Raw genomic sequence first — 23294 nt, 5'->3', positions numbered from 1 at the left:
TCTCATAGAGAACCCCTATAGCTCACAGCAAAAAAAAGCATTATTTTTCGATTTTTCGCCTCGCTATCTTTTCCCACAGAGAAATATTAACTAAGGACACGCCCGGGCCCCCGCATAGCGGCTTCCCGGCCTCCTGTGGAGAGAAGAGATGAGCCACTATCCGCACCTTTTCAGTCCGTTGACCATCAACGGCATGACGCTAAAAAACCGCATTATTATGCCCCCGATGGGCACCAATATGGCCACGCTCAATGGCGAGGTCTCGCAGGAACAGCTGGAATACTACGAACTGCGGGCCAAAGGCGGCACCGGGCTTATCACCATCGAAAACATCTGTATTGATTTCCCTTTCGCCTCCAACGGCACCACCCAGCTGCGGATCGATAACGATCAATATATCCCACGGCTGTTTAAATTAACCGAGACCCTGCATAAACATGGCGCCTGCGTATCCATTCAGTTAAATCACGCAGGCGCTTCGGCTTATGCCTACCGCCTCGAAGGTCAGACACCGCTCTCCTCCTCGACGACGCCCTCGAAAAAGCACGGTAATATTCCGCGGCCAATGACCCATGAGGAAATTTATCACGCGGTGGAAAAATTCGGTGACGCCGCAGAGCGCGTTCGTCGCGCGGGTTTTGACTGCGTCGAAATTCATGCCGGCCACTCCTATTTAATTAGCCAGTTTTTATCGCCGTTATTTAACAAGCGCACCGATGAATTTGGCGGCAGCGTCGAAAACCGCACCCGGATATTAAGTCTGATTGTCGATAAAGTTCGCGCCTGCGTCGGGCCGCGTTTTCCGGTCAGCCTGCGCATTAGCGCCGACGACTTCCTCAAGGGCGGCAATACCCTCGAAGATTCTCTGCGCATCCTTGAGCTCTGCCAGGAGAAGGTCGATATCATCAACGTCTCGGCGGCGCAGAACGACAACCTGAATCTGCAAATCGACCAGATGTCGCTGGAGGATGGCTGGAAGCGTTATCTCTCCCGCGCGGTGCGCGATAAATTCCATAAGCCCACGGTCATCGCCGGCAATATCCGTACCCCGCAGGTGGCCGAGGATATCCTCGCCAGCGGCGATGCCGATCTCATTGCCATTGGTCGCGGTCTGATTGCCGAGCCGGAGTGGGTGCAGAAGGTGCAAAGCGGTAAAGAACGCCTGATGCGCAAATGCATCTCCTGCAACATCGGCTGCGCCGACCATCGCATCGCCCGCTCGCGCCCGCTGCGCTGTTCAATTAACCCGGACATCATTCACGGCGATACCTACAAAACGCGGCGCGTTAATCGCGAAACGAACGTGGTCGTCATCGGCGCCGGCACTGCCGGGATGGAGGCCGCCTGCACCGCGGCGGAAGTCGGCTGCCACACCTGGCTGCTGGAGGCGAAAAATCACGTCGGCGGTCTCGCCAGCGATATCGCCCGTCTGCCGGAGAAAAAACGCATCGCGGATTTCCCGCAGTTTATGAAAAACCGCATCGCCGCGCTGGATAACCTGATGCTGCAGGTCGGCAAACGGGCAGACGTGGCCTCGGTTTCCGCCCTGCGTCCGCATCTGATCGTCAATGCCACCGGCTCAACCCCCCTGCTGCCGCCTATTGCAGGACTGCGGGAGAATATTGACGCCGAGGAAGGTAAGGTCTTTTCCATTACCGGCATGATCGGCAATCTGGCGAAATTTACCCATGTCGAGGGCAAACGCATCGCCGTTGTCGGCGCGGGCGCCGTTGGCCTTGACGTCATCGAATACTTTACCGCTCGCGGCGCGCAAGCGGTATTAATCGAAATGCAGGACGCCGCCGGTCGCGATCTCGACATCATTACCAGGAATGCCATGTTGACCATGCTCGACGAGCACCAGGTCGAACAGCACATGAATACGCAACTGATGGCGGTGGCTGCCGACCATTTCCAGGTGAAAAATACACAGCATACCTTCGATATCCCCTTCGACTACGGCTTTGTCTGCCTGGGGATGCGCGCCAACCGGACGGGTCTCGACGAGATCGAGCGCTGGGCCAATGCCAATAACGTCAAAATCATGAATATCGGCGACAGCGTGATGGCGCGACGCATTATCGACGGCATCCGCGAAGGCCGCAACGTGCTGGACACCCTCGAAGACATGGGTGCGCTGGGCAGCCGCGAAGCACAACGAATTCCCTTTCTAACTTATTGAGGATTTTTGTCATGGCAGAACGTATTACTGGACACACTGAGCTGATTGGTCTGATCGCCACCCCGATTCGCCACAGCATGTCGCCCACCATGCACAACGAGGCTTTCGCCCATCTCGGGCTGGACTACGTCTACCTGGCTTTTGAAGTCGGTAATCAGGAGCTGAAAGACGTTGTGCAGGGCTTCCGGGCTTTGAAGCTGCGCGGCTTTAACGTCTCTATGCCGAACAAAACCGAGATTTGCCAGTATCTTGATAAGCTCTCGCCGGCGGCGCAGCTGGTCGGGGCGGTGAATACCGTGGTCAATGACGACGGCGTACTGACCGGGCATATTACCGACGGCACCGGCTATATGCGCGCCCTTAGCGAAGCGGGTATCGATATTATTGGCAAGAAGATGACCGTGCTCGGCGCCGGCGGCGCGGCGACCGCGCTCTGCGTCCAGGCGGCACTGGATGGCGTGAAGGCGATCTCGATCTTCAACCGTCGCGATAAATTCTTCGCCAACGCTGAAGAAACGGTAGCCAAGATCCGCAACAACACGCGCTGCGAGATCCATCTGTTCGATCTCGACGATCATGACAAACTGCGTGCCGAAATCGACAGCAGCGTGATCCTGACCAATGCCACCGGGGTCGGCATGAAGCCGTTCGAAGGCCAGATGCTGCTCCCGGACGACAGCTTCCTGCGTCCGGACCTGATCGTCTCCGACGTCGTGTACAACCCGCGCAAAACCCACCTGCTGGAAGTGGCTGAGAAAAAAGGCTGCCGTACGCTAAACGGCCTCGGGATGATGCTGTGGCAAGGCGCGCGCGCGTTCGAAATCTGGACGGGTAAACAGATGCCGGTTGATTACATCAAAAGCATCCTGTTCTAAGGGGCAAGCGATGAAAAATAAATACGTCCCTACCGCGGCAGGGCTGTACCTCAACTACCTGATTCATGGCATGGGGGTGCTGCTGATCACCCTCAACATGGCCCATCTCCAGGAGCAGTGGGGAACAGACGCTGCCGGCGTATCAGTGGTGATCTCCTCGTTAGGGATCGGCAAACTGGCGACCATCGTGACCGGCTTTCTGTCGGATCGCTTTGGTCGTAAGCCCTTTATCTATCTGGGGATCCTCAGCTATCTGATCTTTTTTATCGGCATTCTGCTGACCAAAAATATCTATCTGGCCTATGTCTTCGGCATTATGGCGGGCCTGGCGAACAGCTTCCTCGACTCCGGCACCTATCCGGCGCTGATGGAATCTTTCCCGCACTCCGCCAGCCGGGCCAACGTGTTGATCAAAGCCTTCGTCTCCGCCGGACAGTTCCTGCTACCGTTCATTATCAGCTTCCTGATCTGGGCGAATCTGTGGTTCGGCTGGTCGTTCGTGATTGCGGCGGCGCTGTTTGTTGTGAGCGGCCTCTATTTGCTCAAAATGCCGTTCCCGGATAGCCAGGCGGCGAAAAAAGAGGCCACCCCAGGGCCACAGGCGGAAACCTCAGCCCGTCCGCAGGCCAACAAACTGGATATGGTGATCTTCACCCTGTACGGCTATATCGGCATGGCGACATTCTATCTGGTCAGCCAGTGGCTGGCGCAGTACGGTCAGTTCGTGGTCGGCCTGCCCTATGCCTCGGCGATTAAGCTGCTCAGCATCTATACCGTCGGGTCGCTGGTCTGCGTCTTCGTGACCGCCGCCTTCGTCAAAGAGGTGTTCAGCTCCGCCGTCGCCATGATCATCTATACTGGCCTGTCGATGGTCTCGCTGCTGCTGGTATGCCTGTTCCCGACGCCGATGATGGTTACCGGCTTCGCCTTTGTCATCGGCTTTGCCGCCGCGGGCGGAGTGCTACAGCTGGGAGCGACGATCATGGCGATGAGCTTCCCGAACGGGAAAGGCAAGGCAACCGGCATCTTCTACACCGCCGGCAGTATCGCCAGCTTCACGATCCCGCTGATCACCGCCAAACTTTCGCAGATCAGTATTGCCAGCATTATGTGGTTTGATTTTGCGATCGCCGTGATCGGCTTTGTGATCGCCCTGTACATCGGCTATCGTCAACTGCAGGCTCGGGCGGCGCAAAAAGTATCACCCACCGCAGTCACCGCCTGAGGTTCAACGCGAATAATAATGGATGCCTACATGACAAATGCAGTTACCGTAAAGAACATCACCTTCCAGGAAGGGGAAACCTTAATTTGTGTACCGCTGATCGGCAAAACGCTGGATGAAATACTGGGTAACGCCCACGGCCTGGTCGACGCCGGCGCCGATATCATCGAATGGCGCGTTGACCACTTTACTCAGGTGAGAGAGATGGCTCAGGTGATGGCCGCGCTGGCGGAAATTCGTGGCGCGCTGAAAGCGCTGCCGCTGCTGTTCACCTTCCGCAGCAAGAAAGAAGGCGGCGAGACCGAGCTCAGCGACGAGGCCTACTTCGCGCTCAACCGCGAAGCGGCGCGCAGTGGCCTGGTTGATGTCATCGATATCGAGCTGTTCAATGATGAAGCGCAGATCCGCGCGCTGGTTGACGATGCGCATGCCGCGGGCGTCAAAGTGATCATGAGTAACCATGATTTTCATAAGACCCCCGCCCAGGAAGATATCATCTATCGCCTGCGCCGCATGCAGGATCTGGGCGCCGATCTGCCGAAGATCGCGGTGATGCCGCAATCGCCGCAGGACGTTCTGACCCTGCTCGCCGCCACGCTGACCATGAAAGAGAAGTATGCCACCCGCCCGCTGATCACCATGTCGATGGGAAAATCGGGCGGCGTCAGCCGGGTGACCGGGCGTCTTTTTGGCTCAGCCATGACCTTCGGTACCGTGGGTCAGGCTTCCGCGCCGGGACAGATCGCCATCGACAAGCTGCGTGAAGTGATGGATATTCTCTCCTGATAACCCCTCAGCCCGGAGGACCTCTCCGGGCTATTCGCTAACAGATCTTCTGGCTGTCGTGGATGACCACATTTTTAAACGACTGCAGCGCAGGGGAAAGTCCGCGGTCTTTCATGGTCGCCAGATAGATATAGCGCGGAGGGAGGGTGTTTTTAATCTTCAGGATATGGACGTTGTAATGGGAGAGCGCCGAGATCCGCGGCATGATCGCGATCCCGTAGTCAATGCTGACCAGCCCGGCCATCGCGGTATCCTCTTCCACGTAGCAGGCAATCTCCGGCACCAGCTTTTGCTGCATAAATACATTATCGATAAACGGACGTAAGCCGCTATTTTCTGAAAAATAGATATAGGGATAATGAATCGTCTCCACGAGGTCGACTTCATGTTCATACAGCCGGGCCAGCGGATGATCCCTGGCAGTCACCACCACCAGCTCCTGCTGAATAACCGGAATAAAATCGATATCGGGTTCATCGGCAATATAAGAGCAGATCGCCAGATCGACTTTTCCCGCTTTCAGCTCCTGCAACAGCGTCAGCGAGGTCCCTTGAGTAAAAGAAAAAGTCACGTTGTGAAATTCAGGTGAAAGAGAATATTTATTAATTAACTGCGGAACAACATATTCGCCCATCGTGTAAATAAAGGCGATACGAATGTTTTCTTTATTTTCAGCGCCGTTTTTTTGCAAAACTGTGCGGCCATTTTCCAGTGAGGCCAGCGCATCTTCGACATACGGCAGAAAACGCTTGCCGTTTTGCGTAATTTTAACGTTCCGTCCCTGTCTGGCGAACAGCGCGACCCCTAACTCCTTCTCCAGCTCTGATATCGCATGGCTTAGCGAAGGCTGGGTGATGCACAGACTGGAGGCCGCTTCGGTATAATGTTCAGTTTCAGACAGACGTTTAAAATAATAAAGTTGCTTTAGGTTCATTATTTTTGCCCGTATAATATAAGAATAAATCCACTGATGCTAATATACCATGCAAGCCACCAATAATGCGCACGCGCGGGAAAATATTGGCGGTGCATCAAATATTATTTTCTGAAGCGGATGAATGTGCCACAAAGCGTTGCCATTCATAGATACTACCTATAGTTCCCGGAGATATTTTTGCATATACAAATATATGCAAAAATATTTTAAACTTTAAAGGAACTCGCTATGAGTATGTCAAACTCTCAGGAAGTCCTCACTTCCTCATCGGGGACGAAAAAAAGAAGCCGCGTTCGGATAGTTATTTTACTGCTGTTGTCCGTCGGAACGATGATCAATTATCTCGACCGCACCATCCTTGGTATCGTTGCCCCACAGTTAACCCAGGAAATTCATATCGATCCGGCGATGATGGGCATCATTTTCTCCGCCTTTGCCTGGACCTATGCCCTGGCGCAGATCCCCGGCGGCATGTTTTTAGACCGCTTCGGCAACAAACTGACCTATGCCCTGTCAATTTTCTTCTGGTCGCTGTTTACCCTGCTGCAAAGTTTCACCCTCGGGCTTAAATCTCTGCTGCTTCTGCGCCTGGGACTCGGCGTCAGTGAAGCGCCCTGCTTCCCGGCCAACAGCCGCATCGTCAGCACCTGGTTCCCGCAGCATGAGCGCGCGCGGGCGACGGCAACATATACGGTTGGTGAATATATAGGACTGGCGGCCTTCTCGCCGCTGTTATTTTTAATCCTCGAACATCATGGCTGGAGAACGCTTTTTTTCCTCACCGGCGGATTAGGTATTTTATTTACTTTGGTGTGGTGGCGTTTTTATCACGAACCCCATGAATCGCGCACGGCTAATCAAGCGGAGCTGGATTATATCGGCGCAAACGGCATTGACAATAAAATCCAGAACGTTCCATTTAACTGGCGTGACGCCAGGCGCCTGCTGGGCTGTCGCCAGATCCTCGGCGCCAGTCTGGGTCAGTTTGCCGGTAACACCACGCTGGTGTTTTTCCTGACGTGGTTTCCCAGCTATCTGGCCAACGAGCGCCATCTTCCCTGGCTGCACGTTGGCTTCTTCGCCACCTGGCCGTTCCTCGCCGCCGCCATCGGCATCCTCTTCGGCGGCTGGATCTCGGACCGACTGCTGAAGCGAACCGGCTCCGTCAACATCAGTCGGAAGTTACCAATAATTTCCGGATTATTACTCTCCAGCTGTATTATTGCGGCGAACTGGGTGAGCGCCAACAGCACCGTTATTATTATCATGTCGGTTGCGTTTTTTGGCCAGGGAATGGTTGGCCTGGGCTGGACGTTAATTTCTGATATTGCCCCGGAAAATATGGCAGGCCTGACCGGCGGTATATTTAATTTCTGCGCTAATATGGCGTCGATTATAGCCCCACTGATAATTGGCGTGATTATCTCCGCAACGGGTAACTTCTTTTACGCACTGATCTACGTCGGCCTGACGGCGCTGATCGGCGTGATTGCCTACATCTTTATCATCGGCGACATCAAGCGAATCGAACTGAAGTAAACCCGGCGGCCCCGGCGAATTGCACGCCGGGGCGAAGAGGACGGTCAGATATCCTTTACCTTGCTGGTTAAAAACAGCGTCACCAGCGAAATCGCGGCGATCGTCCAGTAGACGCTGGCGTGGCCATAGCTCTGCGACAGCGCCCCCTGCATCACGCCGGCCAGGATCACGCCAGTGGAAATACTGTTGGTAAACAGGGTGGTCGCCGCCCCCGCGCGCCCCGGCATTAAATCCTGGAACCACAGCATGCCGATCCCGGCGATAATGCCGATAAAGATGGCGTTGAACAGCTGCAGGGCCAGCAGCGCCGTACGGCCATGAAACAGGATCAGCCCCAGATAAAACAGCACACCGGCCGCCACCGCCGCCACCATCATTTTACGTTTACCAAAGCGCTTCACGTAGTAGCCGGCGAGGATCATCGCCGGAATCTCCAGCCCGGCGGCAGTGCCCATCAGGATCCCGGCCAGGCTGTCGGGAAGCCCGAGATCGCTGCTGATCCACAGCGGCATATCAATGATATACATGGTGTTGCAGGTCCACATCAGGGTGGAGGCGATAAACAACATGCGTACGTTCTTGTCCTGCCAGCCGCCGGCCTGCGCCAGCGCCTCCGCCTCTTCAGAGGGTTGCTCCACGCGCGGAACCGAGGGCAGTTTGACGGCAATCAGCGCCAGGCTGATCACAAAGATGCCCGCCGCAATGGAGAACATGGTGGTAAAGCCATAGTTGAGCGCCAGCATAAAGGCCAGCGGCGGGCCAATCACCCACGCCAGGGACAGCTGGGCACGCATGACCGAGCTGAACATCACCACTTCCCGCGCCGAGCTGTCGGCATACTCCCGCGCCAGGGCAAAGAGCTGCGGCATGGCGGCGTTAGCGATGGATGCCAGCATCACCCCGCAGGTGATCAGCGTCAGATAGTGGCGGTTGAAGGCAAACAGCAGCGCATTGCCTACCGCCATCAGGCAGCAGAACATAATTAACCGCCGCCGGTCGCCGCGGCTATCGGAGCGCTTGGCCAGCGCCAGACTCACCAGGATCCCGGCTATCGCATTCACGGTGTAGAACAGGCCCACCCAGAACGGCTGCGCCCCCACTTCGCGGCTGAGAAACAAACTCAACGTCGGCGCCTGCAATGCGCCCGCCACGCCCATCATAAAAGCAACCAGCATAAAGGCGGCATAGACGCCGTTTAGCCGTCGTCCCATCGTCATCAACCACAGCATGAAATGTCCTTAACACACGCGAAGTAAACGAAAAAAGCCAGCAGAGGCTTTCTGCTGGCGGGTGATTCTATACTCTGTGGAATTCACGTTGCAGGACAAACGGTTAACCGTTTTTGCGCTGGCTCCGAAAGGGTGAGTCCCGTAGGGGCGATTCACGCGGCCAGAACTTAGGGCTCTGGGAGCATCGACAGCGATAGACCCAGGCGAGCGCGCGCACCTGCAGCTTGAAAAACGACGAGTATAACACCAATACTCAGTCACACATGATGTCTGCAAGTCAATGATCAGAGGTCTTTGACGTCACTCCCCACTGCATCAGTTCTCCCAGAATTTCCTGCTGTCGTCCTGCCATCAGGCGGGCCAGCCAGGACGCTTCCTGCGTCGCAGAAAAGTAGCGCTGGTAGAACGATTTTGCGGTAGACCTCATCATATTCACCTCCTCGCTTCATCGGGATTCATTATTGGCTTAATATGGGGAGTAATAAATTGCTGAGTTTTGCGCAGGAGTTCCCCTTTTATGTCTTCCGGCCGTCTGCAACAACAGTTCATCCGTCTATGGCAGTGCTGCGACGGCAAGTCGCAGGAGACCACCCTCAACGAGCTGGCGGAAATGCTGAGCTGCTCGCGCCGCCACATGCGCACCTTGCTCAATATGATGGAGTCCCGCGGCTGGCTGACCTGGGAGGCGGAGGCTGGCCGCGGAAAACGCTCGCGGCTGACCTTTCTCTATACCGGCCTCGCCCTGCAGCAGCAGCGTGCCGAAGATCTGCTTGAACAGGATCGCATCGATCAGCTGGTGCAGCTGGTCGGCGATAAAGCCGCCGTCCGTCAGATGCTGGTCTCGCATCTCGGGCGCAGCTTCCGCCAGGGGCGGCACATCCTGCGCGTGCTCTACTACCGGCCGATGAAGAATTTACTGCCCGGCAGCGCGCTGCGGCGTTCGGAAACCCATATCGCCCGGCAAATATTCAGCGCTCTGACGCGGGTAAATGAGGAAAATGGGGAACTGGAAGCCGATATTGCCCACCACTGGCAGCAGTTGACGCCCACCCACTGGCGCTTTTTCCTCCGGCCAGGCATCCATTTTCACCATGGCCGTGAGCTGGAGATGACCGATGTGATCGCTTCTCTGCAGCGCAGCAATGCCCTGCCGCTCTATTCGCATATCGAACGCATTGAGTCGCCCACCGCCTGGACCCTGGATATTCATCTGCGCCAGCCCGACCGCTGGCTGCCCTGGCTGCTGGGCCAGGTACCGGCGATGGTGCTGCCGCAGGAGTGGCGGGCCATGAACCACTTTTCTTCGATGCCGGTCGGCACCGGCCCGTATGCGGTGGTGCGCAACAATCAGAACCAGCTTAAGATCCACGCCTTTGAGGACTATTTTGGCTACCGGGCGCTGATCGATGAGGTGAACGTCTGGGTGCTACCGGAAATTAGCGAAGAGCCCAACGGCGGCCTGACGCTGCAGGGCAATACCGAAAGCGAAAAGGCGGTGGAGAGTCGTCTGGAAGAGGGGTGCTACTACCTGCTGTTCGACTCGCGAAGCCCGCTGGGCGCCAACGAGGCGGTGCGCCGCTGGTTAAGCTATCTGTTTCAGCCCGCGAACCTGCTCTACCACGCGGGCGAGCTTTACCAGGGCAACTGGTTTCCCGCTTACGGCCTGCTGCCGCGCTGGCATCACGCCAGCAACCACGCCTGCGACAAGCCGGCGGGCCTGGAGACGGTTACCCTCACCTACTACCGCGATCATGTCGAACATCGGGTGATCGGCGGGATCATGCGCGACCTGCTGGCAGCGCACCAGGTGAAGCTGGAGATCCAGGAGCTGGAGTACGATGCCTGGCATCGCGGCGAGGTGGTCAGCGATATCTGGCTCAACAGCGTTAACTTCACCTTGCCGATCGAATTCTCGCTATTCGCCTATCTGTACGAAGTCCCGCTGATTCAGCGCTGCATCCCCATCGACTGGCAAGAAGACGCCAGCCGCTGGCGCGCGGGAGAGTTTAATCCGGCTACCTGGAGTCAGCGCCTGCTGGCCAGCCAGCATATCGTGCCGCTGATCCATCACTGGCTGATGATACAGGGGCAGCGCAGTATGCGCGGCGTGCGGATGAACACCCTCGGCTGGTTCGATTTTAAATCCGCATGGTTTGCGCCGCCGGAGCCGTAAGCGCTTTCCGTCATCTGACAAAATCATTACACTAAGGCCGTTCTCAACGGGGTGCTAATAAACATACGCAATATCATTCAAGTTGCATCAAGGCAGCAAGCGGGTGAATCCCCTGGAGCATAGATAACTATGTGACTGGGGTGAACGCGCGAAGCTAACGCAGATGCGGCTTGAAGGATGAAGCGTATGGGCTGAGAAAATACCCGTCGAACCTGATCCGGATAACGCCGGCGAAGGGATTTGAGGCTCACTCAAAATCCTTTGCCACCCCTTTTTTCTGAGGTGCAAAGTGTTGAAAAAATTACTCCCGCTGCTGGCGCTGGTCGCCATGCCCGCTCTGGCTAAGCCTGTCCTCACCGTCTATACCTATGACTCCTTCTCTGCCGACTGGGGCCCCGGCCCGGCGGTCAAAAAAGCGTTTGAAGCGGACTGCGGCTGCGAGCTGAAGTTCGTCGCGCTGGAAGATGGCGTTTCGCTGCTGAATCGTCTGCGCATGGAAGGCAAGAACAGCAAGGCTGACGTCGTGCTGGGCCTGGATAACAACCTGCTGGAAGCCGCGGCGCAGAGTCAGCTGTTCGCTAAAAGCCACGTTCCCGCCAGCGCGGTCAGCGTGCCGGGCGGCTGGGATAACGACACCTTTGTCCCCTACGATTACGGCTATTTCGCCTTCGTCTATGACAAAAACAAACTGGCCAATCCGCCGAAAAGCCTGAAAGAGTTGGTCGAGAGCCCGCAGAAGTGGCGCGTCATCTATGAAGATCCGCGCACCAGCACCCCGGGGCTGGGGCTGCTGCTATGGATGCAAAAAGTCTATGGCGATAAAGCGTCCGAGGCCTGGCAGAAGCTGGCGGCGAAGACCGTTACCGTCACCAAGGGCTGGAGCGAAGCCTACGGTCTGTTCCTGAAAGGCGAAAGCGACCTGGTGTTGAGCTACACCACCTCGCCGGCCTACCACATTATTGAAGAGAAAAAAGACCACTATGCGGCGGCGAACTTCGCCGAAGGCCACTATCTGCAGGTCGAAGTTGCCGCCCGCACCGCCGCCAGCAAGCAGCCGGAACTGGCGGAGAAATTCCTCAAATTCATGGTATCTCCTGGCTTCCAGAACGCCATCCCCACCGGCAACTGGATGTATCCGGTGACCCAGGTCGCGCTGCCGGCCGGTTTTGCAACCCTGGTGAAGCCGCAGACCACGCTGACGTTTACCCCGCAGCAGGTCGCCAGCGAGCGTCAGACCTGGATTAGCGCATGGCAACGCGCCGTCAGCCGCTAAACCTTAGCGGGCTGCTGCCGGGCCTGTTCGCCGCCACGCTGCTCTGCGCCGTCGCGCTGGCGGCGTTTCTGGCGCTGTGGTTCAGCGCGCCCGGCGCGGGCTGGCAGACGATCTTCAGCGATAGCTACCTCTGGCACGTGGTGCGCTTCTCCTTCTGGCAGGCGTCGCTCTCAGCGCTGCTTTCGGTGGGCCCGGCCGTCTTTCTCGCCCGCGCGCTTTATCGGCGTCGCTTCCCCGGCCGCACCCTGCTGCTACGCCTGTGCGCGATGACCCTGATCCTGCCGGTGCTGGTGGCGGTGTTCGGCATCCTCAGCGTCTATGGCCGCCAGGGCTGGCTGGCCTCGCTGTTTCACGCTTTCGGCTGGCAGTGGGATTTCTCGCCTTATGGCCTGCAGGGCATCCTGCTGGCGCACGTCTTTTTCAATATGCCGATGGCCACCCGCCTGCTGCTGCAGGCGCTGGAGAACATTCCCGGCGAGCAGCGGCAAATAGCCGCCCAGCTTGGCATGCGCGGCTATGCCTTCTTCCGCCTCGTCGAATGGCCATGGATGCGCCGGCACATTCCCGCCGTCGCCGCGCTGATTTTTATGCTCTGCTTCGCCAGCTTCGCCACCGTGCTGTCGCTGGGCGGCGGCCCGAAGGCCACCACCATTGAGCTGGCTATCTACCAGGCGCTGAGCTTTGACTACGATCCGGCGCGAGCGGCGATGCTGGCGTTGATCCAGATGCTCTGCTGCCTCGGGCTGGTGCTGCTCAGCCAGCGTCTCAGTAAAGCGGTGGCTATCGGCGTCAGCCATGTCCGCGGCTGGCGCGACCCTGACGATCGCCTGCATAGCCGGCTGAGCGATGGGTTGCTGATCGGCGCCGCCCTGCTGCTTCTGCTGCCGCCGTTGCTGGCGGTCATCGTCGACGGGATCAACCGCAACATGCTGGACGTGCTGGCGCAGCCCGCCCTCTGGCAGGCATTGACGACTTCCCTGCGCATCGCCATTGCCGCCGGGCTGTTGAGCGTGACCCTGACGATGATGCTGCTATGGAGCAGTCGCGAGCTGCGCGCCCGTCAGCGGCCGCTGGCCGGGCAGGCGATGGAGCTGAGCGGCATGCTGATCCTTGCCATGCCAGGCATCGTGCTGGCTACCGGCTTCTTCCTGCTGCTCAATAACAGCATCGGCCTGCCGGAGTCCGCCGACGGCATCGTCATCTTTACCAATGCCCTGATGGCGATCCCCTACGCGCTTAAAGTGCTGGAAAACCCGATGCGCGACATTGCCGTCCGTTACAGCATGCTCTGCCAGTCGCTGGGGATCGAAGGCCTGGCGCGGCTGCGTGTCATCGAACTTCGCGCGCTCCGGCGCCCGCTGGCCCAGGCGTTAGCCTTCGCCTGCGTGCTGTCGATTGGCGACTTCGGCGTGGTGGCGCTGTTCGGCAACGAGGCGTTCCGCACCCTGCCTTTCTATCTGTACCAGCAGATAGGCGCCTACCGCAGCCAGGACGGCGCCGTCACCGCCCTGCTTCTGCTGCTGCTCTGTTTCTTATTATTTACGCTGATTGAAAAACTTCCGGGGCGTGATGCTAAAACTCAATGATGTGACCTGGCTGTACCAGCATCTGCCGATGCGCTTTACTCTCGACGTCGCGCGCGGCGAGCGCATCGCGGTGCTCGGCCCCAGCGGCGCCGGAAAGAGCACCCTGCTGAATCTGATCGCCGGTTTTCTGCCGCCCGCCAGCGGCAGCCTGCAGATTAACGGCGAGACGCATCACGCGACGCCGCCGGCGCAGCGTCCGGTTTCGATGCTGTTCCAGGAGAATAACCTGTTTAACCATCTGACCATTCGGCAGAATATCAGTCTCGGGATCCACCCTGGCCTGAAGCTGAGCCGCGAACAGCAGCAGAAAGTCACGGCGATTGCCGCCCAGATGGGAATTGATGACCTGCTTGAACGCCTGCCGGGAGAGCTCTCCGGCGGTCAACGGCAGCGCGCGGCGCTGGCCCGCTGTCTGGTGCGCCAGCAGCCAGTGCTGCTGCTGGATGAACCCTTCTCAGCGCTCGACCCGGCGCTGCGCCAGGAGATGCTGGCGCTGGTGGCTGATGTCTGCGAGCAGCAGCAGCTCACCCTGCTGATGGTCTCGCACAGCGTGGAAGATGCCGCACGCATTGCGCCGCGCTCGATTGTGGTCGCCGAAGGGCGCATTGTCTGGGATGGCGCTACCGCCGAGCTGTTAAGCGGCCACAGCAGCGCCTCGCATCTGATGGGGATCAGCGCGCAATAACCTTGTGCAGGATCGCCAGATAGACCGGCATCAGCGGATGGCGGAAGACAAACGTTAACGCCGTTGCCGCCAGCGCGACCATAAGCGGCGCCAGCCACAGCAGACGCCCGCGCGGCAGCCAGCGGGTCAGCCGATCGCCAGACGTTTTCGCGCTCCGCCACAGCCGCCAGCACAGCCACCCCGCCAGCCAGGCGAGCAGCGCCGCCCCCAGCAGCAGCCATTTAAAGCTGGCGCTGTTTTCATCGGCCGGAATATCAATCGCCGCCCCGGCGAGAATGCCAGGCAGGAAATAGAGCGGCGGCCAGAGCAGGCAGCCGATAACATTTGGTAGCACGAATTTGGCCACCGGCAGGTCGAGCATCCCGGCGACCATCGGCACCAGCGGACGCGTCGGCCCAACAAAGCGGCCAATCAGGATGGTGATCATGCTGTGCTGGTGCAGCGCATGCTCGGTTTTCTCCAGCAGGGCGCGGTTTTTCTTCATGAACGACCAGCGGTGCAGCGGCTTTTTAAAGCGCCATCCGAGCCAGAATGAGATCCAGTCGCCCAGCAGACAGCCCACGATCCCCGCCAGCCACGCCTGCCAGAAGTTAACCTCACCGCCGCCAATCAGCGCCCCAAGGCCGGCCATCATCACCGTTCCGGGTAAGATAAGCCCCACCAGCGCCAGCGACTCGAGAAAGGCCACCAGCATCACGGCTAACAGCGAGTAGACCGTGGATTGGGTAATAAAGTGTTCGAGCAATGCTTGCATAATGTACCCGGTTAAAAAACGAAGCCCGGATTCTCCGAAGCCATCGCGCCGTCGTCAAGCCACCAATTGTCTTAATAGTTTACTGGCTGTGACATTTAAGCGGGTCATCATTTCACTTTCTTTACTTTTTATTCACATCCCGCGCGGAATTCGCTCGGGCTGGCGCCGGTGCATTTTTTGAACACGCGGGAAAAATAGAGCTGATCTTCAAAGCCGACGTTGCGCCCGACGGTGGCGATCGGCATCCGCGTGGTGCTCAGCAACAGTTTGGCCTGGCTGATACGCTGGTCCTCCCGCCAGCCGAGGACGCTGATCCCCAGCTGCTGGCGAAACAGGTGCGACAGGCGCGAGGGCGACAGGCAGACGTGCTGGGCGACGCTGGCGATATCAAAATGGCTGTCCGCCAGATGGTCGCTGATGTACTGGCAGGCGTCGCGCACCCGGTTATCCAGCGGCGGATGCAGCGATTCGTTGATCGCCTCCATCCGCCGCAACAGGAGCTGTTCCAGCAGATTAATCGCCAGCAGTTCGGAATAGCGCCCCGCCCCTTGCCCGGCATCGACGATCTGGCCGAACAGCTCGCCAAAGCGCGCCTGCCACTGCTCGTCCGGACGGAAAAAGCCGGTCTGGGCGAAGATCGTCGGCCAGTTGAGCCACTCGTGCCAGTAGGCGCGCGGGCGGAAGTAGACCCACTGGTGATACCACTCGCTGGCGTCGGGATGGCGGCCGTAGTGATGGATCTCCCCCGGCGGGAACAGCAGCATATCGCCCGGCCGGCAGACAAACTGCTCGCCGTGGTTGTTGATTACGCCCTCGCCGCGGATCGTCAGGTTGAGGATATAGCCTTTCATACCCAGCGGGCGGTCGATAAAGAAATCCAGGTATCCCTGCGCCTCAATCGGCGTCAGGCCGGTGACCAGATGAGCGTTAAAAGAGTAGCCCGGCAGCAGCGGATCGTTTTGCGTTTCGGCCATACGCGTGGTTCTCCCGAAGGTATTAGTGACACCAATTGTCCATATTCATCATTTTATCGCTCTCGGCCCTGTCACGACTGCGACGGCGGTGGAAATTTCGCTAAAAAGCCGCACAGCAAGCGAAAAAAGCGCCAGCGGCGTGCATTCCACCGGGATATGCCGGGTAACAAAAGTGTCTATAAATACGGCAGGAAAGTCCACATCGAATATTTGCACGGCGTCACACTTTGCGAGGTGACAGCAAAATAATCCATAAGATTAGCGAATCCGGCCTGACGGATTTTGCCGGGGATATCTACTGTTGCTGCATGAATGATTTCTGCATGGAGTAACAAGATGGCAATTGCGATTGGCCTCGACTTTGGTAGTGACTCAGTCCGCGCCCTGGCGGTGGAATGCGCGTCCGGCGCAGAACTGGCGGCAAGCGTGGAGTGGTATCCGCGCTGGCGGGAAGGACAGTATTGCGATGGCGCGAACAACCGCTTCCGCCACCACCCGCGAGATTACATCGAGTCCATGGAAGCGGCGCTGAAAAGCGTTCTTGCCTGCCTGAGCGCCGAACAGCGCGCCGACGTCGTGGGCATTGGCGTCGACAGCACCGGCTCAACCCCGGCTCCCGTTGATGCCGAGGGTAACGTGCTGGCGCTGCGCGAAGAATTCGCTGACAACCCTAACGCCATGTTTGTCCTGTGGAAGGATCATACCGCGGTCGAGGAAGCCGAGGCGATCACCCGCCTGTGCCACCAGCCGGGCAAAGAGGATTACTCGCGCTATATCGGCGGGATCTACTCCAGCGAATGGTTCTGGGCCAAAATCCTCCACGTCACCCGGGAAGATAGCGCCGTCGCCCAGGCAGCCGCCTCGTGGGTGGAGCTTTGCGACTGGGTGCCCGCCCTGCTCTCCGGCACTACGCGTCCGCAGGATCTGCGCCGCGGCCGCTGCAGCGCCGGGCATAAATCGCTGTGGCATGAGAGCTGGGGCGGGCTGCCGCCGGCCAGCTTCTTCGATGAGCTTGATCCCATCATTAACCAGCATCTGGCCTGGCCGCTGTTCACCGATACCTGGACGGCCGATGTGCCGGTCGGCACGCTAAGCGCAGAGTGGGCCCAGCGCCTGGGCCTGTCGCAGACCGTGGCCATCTCCGGCGGCGCCTTCGACTGCCATATGGGCGCCGTTGGCGCCGGCGCGCAGCCTAACGCGCTGGTGAAAGTCATCGGCACCTCCACCTGCGACATTCTAATTGCCGATAAAGAGAGCGTCGGCGACCGTACGGTCAAAGGCATCTGCGGCCAGGTCGACGGCAGCGTGGTCCCGCACTTTATCGGTATGGAGGCAGGCCAGTCCGCCTTCGGCGATATTTACGCCTGGTTTGGGCGCATCCTCGGCTGGCCGCTGGAACAGCTGGCCCAGCAGCATCCGGAATTGCGCGAACAAATCAAAGCCAGCCAAAAACAGTTACTGCCGGCGCTCACCGAAGCCTGGGCCAGTAACCCATCGCTCGATCATCTGCCGGTAGTGCTGGACTGGTTCAACGGCCGCCGCACGCCGAATGCCAACCAGCGCCTGAAAGGGGTGATCACCGACCTTAACCTGGCCACCGACGCGCCGGCGCTATTCGGCGGACTGATCGCCGCCACCGCCTTCGGCGCCCGCGCCATTATGGAGTGCTTCACCGAGCAGGGGATCCCGGTTAACAACGTCATGGCGCTCGGCGGTATCGCGCGGAAAAACCAGGTCATCATGCAGGCCTGCTGCGACGTGCTGAACCGTCCGCTGCAGATTGTCGCCTCCGATCAGTGCTGTGCGCTGGGGGCGGCTATCTTCGCCGCCGTCGCCGCCGGCGTCTATGAGGATATTCCAGCCGCCCAGCAGCGGATGGCAAGCCAGGTGGAAACCACCCTGCAGCCGCGCCCGGCGCAGGCACAGCGTTTCGAACAACTCTATCAGCGCTACCAGCAGTGGTCGGTCAGCGCCGAACAACACTATCTCCCTTCGGCTGCAAAGGCGGAAAAAGCCCCGCAATCTCAGGCAGCGCTCACCCATTAAGGATACGAAAATGACGATTTTTGATAACTATGAAGTATGGTTCGTTATTGGCAGCCAACATCTCTACGGCCCGGAAGCCCTGCGCCAGGTGACGAAGCATGCCGAACATGTGGTGAACAGCCTGAATGCGGAAGCCAAACTGCCGTGTAAACTGGTCCTCAAGCCGCTGGGCACTACCCCGGACGAGATCACCCATATCTGCCGCGACGCCAACTACGATGACAAATGCGCCGGGTTAGTGGTCTGGCTGCATACCTTCTCGCCGGCAAAAATGTGGATCAACGGCCTGACCATCCTCAACAAGCCGCTGCTGCAGTTCCATACGCAGTACAATGCCGCGCTGCCGTGGGACAGCATCGATATGGACTTTATGAACCTGAACCAGACCGCGCACGGCGGCCGCGAGTTCGGCTTCATCGGCGCCCGTATGCGCCAGCAGCACAGCGTGGTGACCGGCCACTGGCAGGATAAAGAGGCCCACCAGCGCATCGGCGGCTGGATGCGCCAGGCGGTCTCCAGACAGGATACCCGTCATCTGAAAGTGTGCCGTTTCGGCGATAACATGCGTGAAGTGGCGGTGACCGACGGCGATAAAGTCGCGGCGCAGATCAAGTTTGGCTTCTCAGTGAACACCTGGGCGGTCGGCGATCTGGTGCAGGTGGTCAACAGCGTCAGCGACGGCGATATCAGCGCGCTGGTCGATGAATACGAGAGCAGCTACCGTCTGACCCCGGCGGCGCAGGTTCACGGCGACAAGCGCCAGAACGTGCTGGACGCCGCGCGCATTGAGCTGGGGATGAAACGCTTCCTCGAACAGGGCGGTTTCCACGCCTTTACCACCACCTTTGAAGATCTCCACGGCCTGAAACAGCTCCCGGGTCTCGCCGTACAGCGCCTGATGCAGCAGGGCTACGGCTTTGCCGGCGAGGGCGACTGGAAAACCGCCGCTCTGCTTCGCATCATGAAGGTGATGTCAACTGGTCTGCAGGGCGGCACCTCCTTTATGGAGGATTACACCTACCACTTCGACAATGGCAACGATCTGGTGCTCGGCTCGCACATGCTGGAAGTGTGCCCGACGATCGCCACCGCTGAGAAACCGATCCTCGACGTCCAGCCGCTGGGCATCGGCGGCAAAGCGGATCCGGCGCGCCTGATCTTCAATACCCAGACCGGCCCGGCGATTGTCGCCAGCCTGATCGACCTGGGAGACCGCTTCCGTCTGCTGGTCAACACCATTGAAACCGTCCCGACGCCGCACGATCTGCCGAAGCTGCCGGTGGCCAACGCCCTGTGGAAAGCGCAGCCGGATCTGCGTACCGCTTCGGAAGCCTGGATCATCGCCGGCGGCGCGCACCATACCGTCTTCAGCCATGCGCTGAACCTCGACGATATGCGCCAGTTCGCCGAGCTGAATGATATCGAGCTGACCGTCATCGACAACGATACCCGTCTGCCGGCCTTCAAAGACGCGCTGCGCTGGAATGAAGTCTATTACGGTTCAAAACGCTAAAAGGTCGTCCCCTCACCCTACCCCTTTCCCCGCCGGGGAGAGGGTACCGGCCGGGCGCGATGCCGCCTTCCTCCCTCTCCCGCCGGGAGAGGGCCGGGGTGAGGGATACCCGACTCGCCTGCTATTCGGAGCACACTATGTTAGAAGATCTTAAACGCCAGGTTCTGGAAGCCAACTTAGCGCTGCCGCAGCATAATCTGGTGACCTTAACCTGGGGCAACGTCAGCGCCGTCGACCGCGACCAGGGCGTTCTGGTTATCAAACCCTCCGGCGTGGATTATCGCGTAATGACCGCCGACGATATGGTGGTGGTCAGTCTGGAGAGCGGCGAAGTGGTGGAGGGTAAGAAGAAGCCCTCGTCGGATACCCCGACCCATCGCCTGTTGTATCAGGCTTTCCCGACGCTGGGCGGCATTGTGCATACCCATTCGCGCCACGCCACCATCTGGGCGCAGGCCGGGCAAGCTATTCCGGCGACCGGCACCACCCACGCCGACTATTTCTATGGTCCAGTGCCCTGCACCCGGCTGATGACCGATGCGGAGATCAATGGCGAATACGAATGGGAAACCGGCAAGGTGATTGTTGAAACCTTCCGCCAGCGCGAGATCGACCCGGCGCAGATGCCCGGCGTGCTGGTTCATTCCCACGGCCCGTTCGCATGGGGTAAAAACGCCGAAGACGCGGTGCATAACGCCATCGTGCTGGAAGAGATCGCGTATATGGGCATCTTCTGCCGCCAGCTGGCGCCGCAGCTGCCGGATATGCAGCAGACCCTGCTGGATAAGCACTATCTGCGTAAGCACGGGGCTAAAGCCTACTACGGCCAATAATCACCCTGCTCGCGCTGCGCCTGGCAGGGCTACGGCTCCGCCGCGTCGGGTAGCCCGGATAAGCGCGCAAGCCGAAATCCGGCGCCACCTTAGCGCCGAGTACCTGTATAAAACCCCAGCACCCACTGAGAAACCAGGCTATAATCAGGCCTGGTTTTTTATCGTTGAGAGCACCCGTGACCCAGCCACGAGCAGGTTTTTTACTCACCCGTCACTGGCGGGACACTCCGCAAGGCACCGAGCTGTCCTTCTGGCTGGCCACCGACGACGGCCCGCTGCAGGTCACGCTGCCGCCGCAGGAGTCCGTCGCCTTTATCCCCGCCGCGCAGCGGGCGCAGGCTGAGCGACTGCTGCAGGGTGAGAAAGGCTTCCGCTTCGCCCCGCTGGCCCTGAAAGATTTCCACCGCCAGCCGGTGGTCGGCCTCTACTGCCGCGCCCATCGTCAATTGATGCGTCTGGAGAAGATGCTCCGCGATAGCGGCGTCACCCTCTATGAGGGCGATATCCGTCCGCCGGAGCGCTACCTGATGGAGCGCTTTATTACCGCCCCGGTGTGGGTGGAAGGCGAAACGCGTGGCCCGCATCTGGTCAACGCGCGCATGAAACCCCATCCTGACTATCGCCCGCCGCTGAAATGGGTGTCGCTGGATATCGAAACCAGCCGTCACGGCGAGCTGTACTGCATCGGCCTGGAAGGCTGCGGTCAGCGGGTGGTCTACATGCTGGGCCCCGAACCGGAAACGCCGCCAGACGTCGATTTCGATCTGGTCTACGTCGCCAGTCGCCCCCTGCTGCTGGAAAAGCTCAACGCCTGGTTTGCCGATCACGATCCCGACGTGCTGATCGGCTGGAACGTGGTGCAGTTTGATCTGCGCGTCCTGCAAAAGCATGCCGAACGCTATCGTATCCCGCTGCGGCTCGGCCGCGGCAACAGCGAGCTGGAGTGGCGCGAGCACGGCTTTAAGCACGGCGTCTTCTTCGCCCAGGCCCACGGCCGGCTGATTATCGACGGTATCGAGGCGCTGAAATCGGCGTTCTGGAATTTCTCCTCCTTTTCGCTGGAGGCGGTAGCGCGCGAGCTGTTGGGCGAAGGCAAAGCCATCGACAACCCGTGGGATCGGATGGACGAGATCGATCGCCGCTTCCATGACGATAAACCGGCGCTGGCCATCTATAACCTACAGGACTGCGAGCTGGTGACGCGGATCTTCCACAAAACGGAGATCATGCCGTTTCTGCTCGAACGAGCGACGGTCAACGGCCTGCCCGCCGATCGCCACGGCGGCTCGGTCGCCGCCTTCAGCCACCTCTATTTTCCGCGCATGCACCGCCTGGGCTACGTGGCGCCGAACCTCGGCGACGTGCCGCCGCAGGCGAGCCCCGGCGGCTATGTGATGGACTCCCGCCCCGGCCTGTATGACTCGGTGCTGGTCCTGGACTACAAGAGCCTGTATCCGTCGATCATTCGCACCTTTTTAATCGATCCGGTCGGCCTGGTGGAGGGCCTGGCGCAGCCCGATGACCAGCACAGCATTGAGGGCTTCCTCGGCGCCCGCTTCTCGCGAGACAAGCACTGCCTGCCGGGGATTGTCAGCCAGATCTGGCATGGCCGCGATGAAGCCAAGCGCCAGCACAATAAGCCGCTCTCCCAGGCGCTGAAGATCATCATGAACGCCTTTTACGGCGTGCTGGGCACCAGCGCCTGCCGCTTCTTCGACCCGCGTCTCGCCTCGTCGATCACCATGCGCGGCCACGCGATCATGCGTCAGACCAAAGCGTTAATTGAAGCCAAAGGCTATGACGTTATCTACGGCGATACCGACTCCACTTTCGTCTGGCTTAAGCGCACGCACAGCGAAGCGCAGGCGGCGGAGATTGGCCGGACGCTGGTGAACGATGTCAACGCCTGGTGGGCGCAAGAGCTTGGCAAAAGCCAGCTTACCAGCGCCCTGGAGCTGGAATACGAAACCCACTTCTGCCGCTTTCTGATGCCGACGATCCGCGGCGCCGATACCGGCAGCAAGAAGCGTTACGCCGGCATGATTCAGGAGGGCGACGGCCAGCGCATGGTTTTCAAAGGGCTGGAAACGGTGCGCACCGACTGGACGCCGCTGGCCCAGCAGTTTCAGCAGGAGCTGTACCTGCGCATCTTCCGCAACCAGCCGTATCAGGATTATGTGCGGGAGACTATCGCCAGGCTGATGAACGGCGAGCTCGATGAGCAGCTGGTTTATCGCAAACGCCTGCGCCGGCCGCTGGCGGAGTATCAGCGCAACGTGCCGCCTCATGTGCGCGCCGCGAGGCTTGCCGATGAGCACAACCTGAAGCGGGGTCGGGCGCAGCAGTATCAGCAGCGCGGCACCATCAAATACGTCTGGACCACCGGCGGCCCGGAACCGGTGGATTATCAACAATCGCCGCTCGATTACGACCACTATTTGTCAAAGCAGCTGCAGCCGGTGGCGGAAGGGATCCTGCCCTTCGTCAACGACGACTTTGCTACAATAGTGACAGGACAGCTGGGGCTATTTTGATTTTTTCACACCCATTCTGCGGGCGCAGAAGCCTGAAAATGAACCGTGAGGAGGACGTGACGAACGTTCTGCCATCCAGTAATATAGCGCCCTTTCCATTCCTGGCCCCAATTTTGACGCATCTCCGGTTGTACATGGGGATGATCAACT

General features: G+C 59.1%; 18 protein-coding genes and 1 riboswitch. Of the genes, 13 read left to right on the top strand and 5 right to left on the bottom strand.

Annotated elements, in window-relative coordinates; all coding sequences use genetic code 11:
• The first annotated feature begins 148 nt into the window (after nt 1-148).
• From QLG03_RS13530 to aroD, 4 genes are read left to right on the top strand one after another with little or no spacing between them, the layout of a single operon-like run.
• A complete protein-coding gene (locus QLG03_RS13530; RefSeq protein ID WP_044521016.1) occupies nt 149-2182 on the top strand; it encodes an FAD-dependent oxidoreductase in 2034 nt (677 codons plus the stop codon).
• Between the two features lie 11 nt (nt 2183-2193).
• The gene (locus QLG03_RS13525; protein WP_017901194.1) at nt 2194-3057 is read left to right on the top strand and encodes a shikimate dehydrogenase; all 864 of its coding nucleotides are present in this window, start codon (nt 2194-2196) and stop codon (nt 3055-3057) included.
• A gap of 10 nt (nt 3058-3067) precedes the next feature.
• On the top strand, nt 3068-4282 hold the full coding sequence (locus tag QLG03_RS13520) for an MFS transporter (protein ID WP_032453837.1): 1215 nt from the start codon (nt 3068-3070) through the stop codon (nt 4280-4282).
• A gap of 30 nt (nt 4283-4312) precedes the next feature.
• Nucleotides 4313-5068, top strand: a complete 756-nt coding sequence (aroD, locus tag QLG03_RS13515; RefSeq protein WP_023291968.1) for a type I 3-dehydroquinate dehydratase — start codon at nt 4313-4315, stop codon at nt 5066-5068.
• Between the two features lie 37 nt (nt 5069-5105).
• On the opposite strand, the gene QLG03_RS13510 is transcribed toward aroD, so the two are convergent.
• Complete coding sequence (locus tag QLG03_RS13510) at nt 5106-6002, bottom strand: LysR family transcriptional regulator (protein WP_004204315.1); 897 nt, start codon at nt 6000-6002, stop codon at nt 5106-5108.
• A gap of 231 nt (nt 6003-6233) precedes the next feature.
• On the opposite strand from QLG03_RS13510, the gene QLG03_RS13505 reads away from it, so the two are divergent.
• Nucleotides 6234-7544: an MFS transporter gene (locus QLG03_RS13505; protein WP_023291967.1), complete on the top strand. Its 1311-nt coding sequence runs from the start codon at nt 6234-6236 to the stop codon at nt 7542-7544.
• A 44-nt stretch (nt 7545-7588) separates the two neighbouring features.
• On the opposite strand, the gene QLG03_RS13500 is transcribed toward QLG03_RS13505, so the two are convergent.
• Nucleotides 7589-8773 carry a sugar efflux transporter gene (locus tag QLG03_RS13500; protein ID WP_023291966.1) on the bottom strand — a complete coding sequence of 395 codons (1185 nt, stop codon included), beginning with the start codon at nt 8771-8773 and terminating at the stop codon, nt 7589-7591.
• A gap of 277 nt (nt 8774-9050) precedes the next feature.
• Complete coding sequence (gene sgrT / locus QLG03_RS13495; RefSeq protein WP_004204309.1) at nt 9051-9203, bottom strand: glucose uptake inhibitor SgrT; 153 nt, start codon at nt 9201-9203, stop codon at nt 9051-9053.
• A gap of 87 nt (nt 9204-9290) precedes the next feature.
• Between sgrT and sgrR the strand changes: the two genes are divergently transcribed.
• The 4 genes from sgrR (at nt 9291) to thiQ (ending at nt 14490) form a co-directional block, all read left to right on the top strand.
• Nucleotides 9291-10946, top strand: a complete 1656-nt coding sequence (sgrR, locus tag QLG03_RS13490) for an HTH-type transcriptional regulator SgrR (protein ID WP_282473646.1) — start codon at nt 9291-9293, stop codon at nt 10944-10946.
• Nucleotides 10947-10983: 37 nt separating this feature from the next.
• Nucleotides 10984-11203: riboswitch (TPP riboswitch) on the top strand.
• A gap of 32 nt (nt 11204-11235) precedes the next feature.
• The gene (thiB, locus tag QLG03_RS13485; protein ID WP_060591132.1) at nt 11236-12219 is read left to right on the top strand and encodes a thiamine ABC transporter substrate binding subunit; all 984 of its coding nucleotides are present in this window, start codon (nt 11236-11238) and stop codon (nt 12217-12219) included.
• Nucleotides 12195-13805, top strand: coding sequence for a thiamine/thiamine pyrophosphate ABC transporter permease ThiP (thiP, locus tag QLG03_RS13480; protein WP_044521011.1), 1611 nt, complete (start codon nt 12195-12197; stop codon nt 13803-13805). Before thiB ends, thiP begins: the two co-directional genes overlap by 25 nt.
• Nucleotides 13789-14490: a thiamine ABC transporter ATP-binding protein ThiQ gene (thiQ, locus tag QLG03_RS13475; protein ID WP_023291962.1), complete on the top strand. Its 702-nt coding sequence runs from the start codon at nt 13789-13791 to the stop codon at nt 14488-14490. Before thiP ends, thiQ begins: the two co-directional genes overlap by 17 nt.
• On the opposite strand, the gene QLG03_RS13470 is transcribed toward thiQ, so the two are convergent.
• Together QLG03_RS13470 and araC are read right to left on the bottom strand one after the other, a co-directional pair.
• Nucleotides 14477-15244 (bottom strand): DedA family protein, encoded by a 768-nt coding sequence (locus tag QLG03_RS13470; RefSeq protein ID WP_048336390.1) that lies wholly within the window; start codon nt 15242-15244, stop codon nt 14477-14479. The genes thiQ and QLG03_RS13470 overlap by 14 nt on opposite strands.
• 128 nt (nt 15245-15372) lie before the next feature.
• Nucleotides 15373-16218, bottom strand: a complete 846-nt coding sequence (araC, locus tag QLG03_RS13465) for an arabinose operon transcriptional regulator AraC (protein ID WP_004204301.1) — start codon at nt 16216-16218, stop codon at nt 15373-15375.
• Between the two features lie 336 nt (nt 16219-16554).
• Here araC and araB point away from each other — a divergent pair, with 336 nt between their 5' ends.
• The 4 genes from araB to polB all read left to right on the top strand — a co-directional run bounded on the left by araB (nt 16555) and on the right by polB (nt 23144).
• Nucleotides 16555-18264 (top strand): ribulokinase, encoded by a 1710-nt coding sequence (gene araB / locus QLG03_RS13460; protein ID WP_255989375.1) that lies wholly within the window; start codon nt 16555-16557, stop codon nt 18262-18264.
• A gap of 10 nt (nt 18265-18274) precedes the next feature.
• Nucleotides 18275-19777 carry an L-arabinose isomerase gene (gene araA / locus QLG03_RS13455; RefSeq protein WP_023291959.1) on the top strand — a complete coding sequence of 501 codons (1503 nt, stop codon included), beginning with the start codon at nt 18275-18277 and terminating at the stop codon, nt 19775-19777.
• A gap of 137 nt (nt 19778-19914) precedes the next feature.
• Nucleotides 19915-20610 carry an L-ribulose-5-phosphate 4-epimerase gene (gene araD, locus QLG03_RS13450; protein WP_017901201.1) on the top strand — a complete coding sequence of 232 codons (696 nt, stop codon included), beginning with the start codon at nt 19915-19917 and terminating at the stop codon, nt 20608-20610.
• Nucleotides 20611-20786: 176 nt separating this feature from the next.
• Nucleotides 20787-23144 (top strand): DNA polymerase II, encoded by a 2358-nt coding sequence (gene polB, locus QLG03_RS13445; protein ID WP_104467228.1) that lies wholly within the window; start codon nt 20787-20789, stop codon nt 23142-23144.
• The last annotated feature ends 150 nt before the right edge of the window (nt 23145-23294 follow it).

This window comes from Klebsiella sp. V115_8 (genome assembly GCF_029967715.1).
Taxonomy (GTDB): domain Bacteria; phylum Pseudomonadota; class Gammaproteobacteria; order Enterobacterales; family Enterobacteriaceae; genus Klebsiella; species Klebsiella quasipneumoniae.
This window is presented reverse-complemented; position numbering and strand designations above follow the sequence as displayed.

Bases quoted from the DNA above. Each gene is read 5' to 3' on its own strand.
- araB (WP_255989375.1), top strand. From the start codon at position 16,555: ATGGCAATTGCGATTGGCCTCGACTTTGGTAGTGACTCAGTCCGCGCC.
- QLG03_RS13500 (WP_023291966.1), bottom strand. From the start codon at position 8,773: ATGCTGTGGTTGATGACGATGGGACGACGGCTAAACGGCGTCTATGCC.
- araC (WP_004204301.1), bottom strand. From the start codon at position 16,218: ATGGCCGAAACGCAAAACGATCCGCTGCTGCCGGGCTACTCTTTTAAC.
- araD (WP_017901201.1), top strand. From the start codon at position 19,915: ATGTTAGAAGATCTTAAACGCCAGGTTCTGGAAGCCAACTTAGCGCTG.
- aroD (WP_023291968.1), top strand. From the start codon at position 4,313: ATGACAAATGCAGTTACCGTAAAGAACATCACCTTCCAGGAAGGGGAA.
- QLG03_RS13470 (WP_048336390.1), bottom strand. From the start codon at position 15,244: ATGCAAGCATTGCTCGAACACTTTATTACCCAATCCACGGTCTACTCG.
- sgrT (WP_004204309.1), bottom strand. From the start codon at position 9,203: ATGATGAGGTCTACCGCAAAATCGTTCTACCAGCGCTACTTTTCTGCG.
- QLG03_RS13520 (WP_032453837.1), top strand. From the start codon at position 3,068: ATGAAAAATAAATACGTCCCTACCGCGGCAGGGCTGTACCTCAACTAC.
- sgrR (WP_282473646.1), top strand. From the start codon at position 9,291: ATGTCTTCCGGCCGTCTGCAACAACAGTTCATCCGTCTATGGCAGTGC.
- QLG03_RS13530 (WP_044521016.1), top strand. From the start codon at position 149: ATGAGCCACTATCCGCACCTTTTCAGTCCGTTGACCATCAACGGCATG.
- araA (WP_023291959.1), top strand. From the start codon at position 18,275: ATGACGATTTTTGATAACTATGAAGTATGGTTCGTTATTGGCAGCCAA.
- thiP (WP_044521011.1), top strand. From the start codon at position 12,195: ATGGCAACGCGCCGTCAGCCGCTAAACCTTAGCGGGCTGCTGCCGGGC.
- QLG03_RS13510 (WP_004204315.1), bottom strand. From the start codon at position 6,002: ATGAACCTAAAGCAACTTTATTATTTTAAACGTCTGTCTGAAACTGAA.
- thiQ (WP_023291962.1), top strand. From the start codon at position 13,789: ATGCTAAAACTCAATGATGTGACCTGGCTGTACCAGCATCTGCCGATG.
- QLG03_RS13525 (WP_017901194.1), top strand. From the start codon at position 2,194: ATGGCAGAACGTATTACTGGACACACTGAGCTGATTGGTCTGATCGCC.
- QLG03_RS13505 (WP_023291967.1), top strand. From the start codon at position 6,234: ATGAGTATGTCAAACTCTCAGGAAGTCCTCACTTCCTCATCGGGGACG.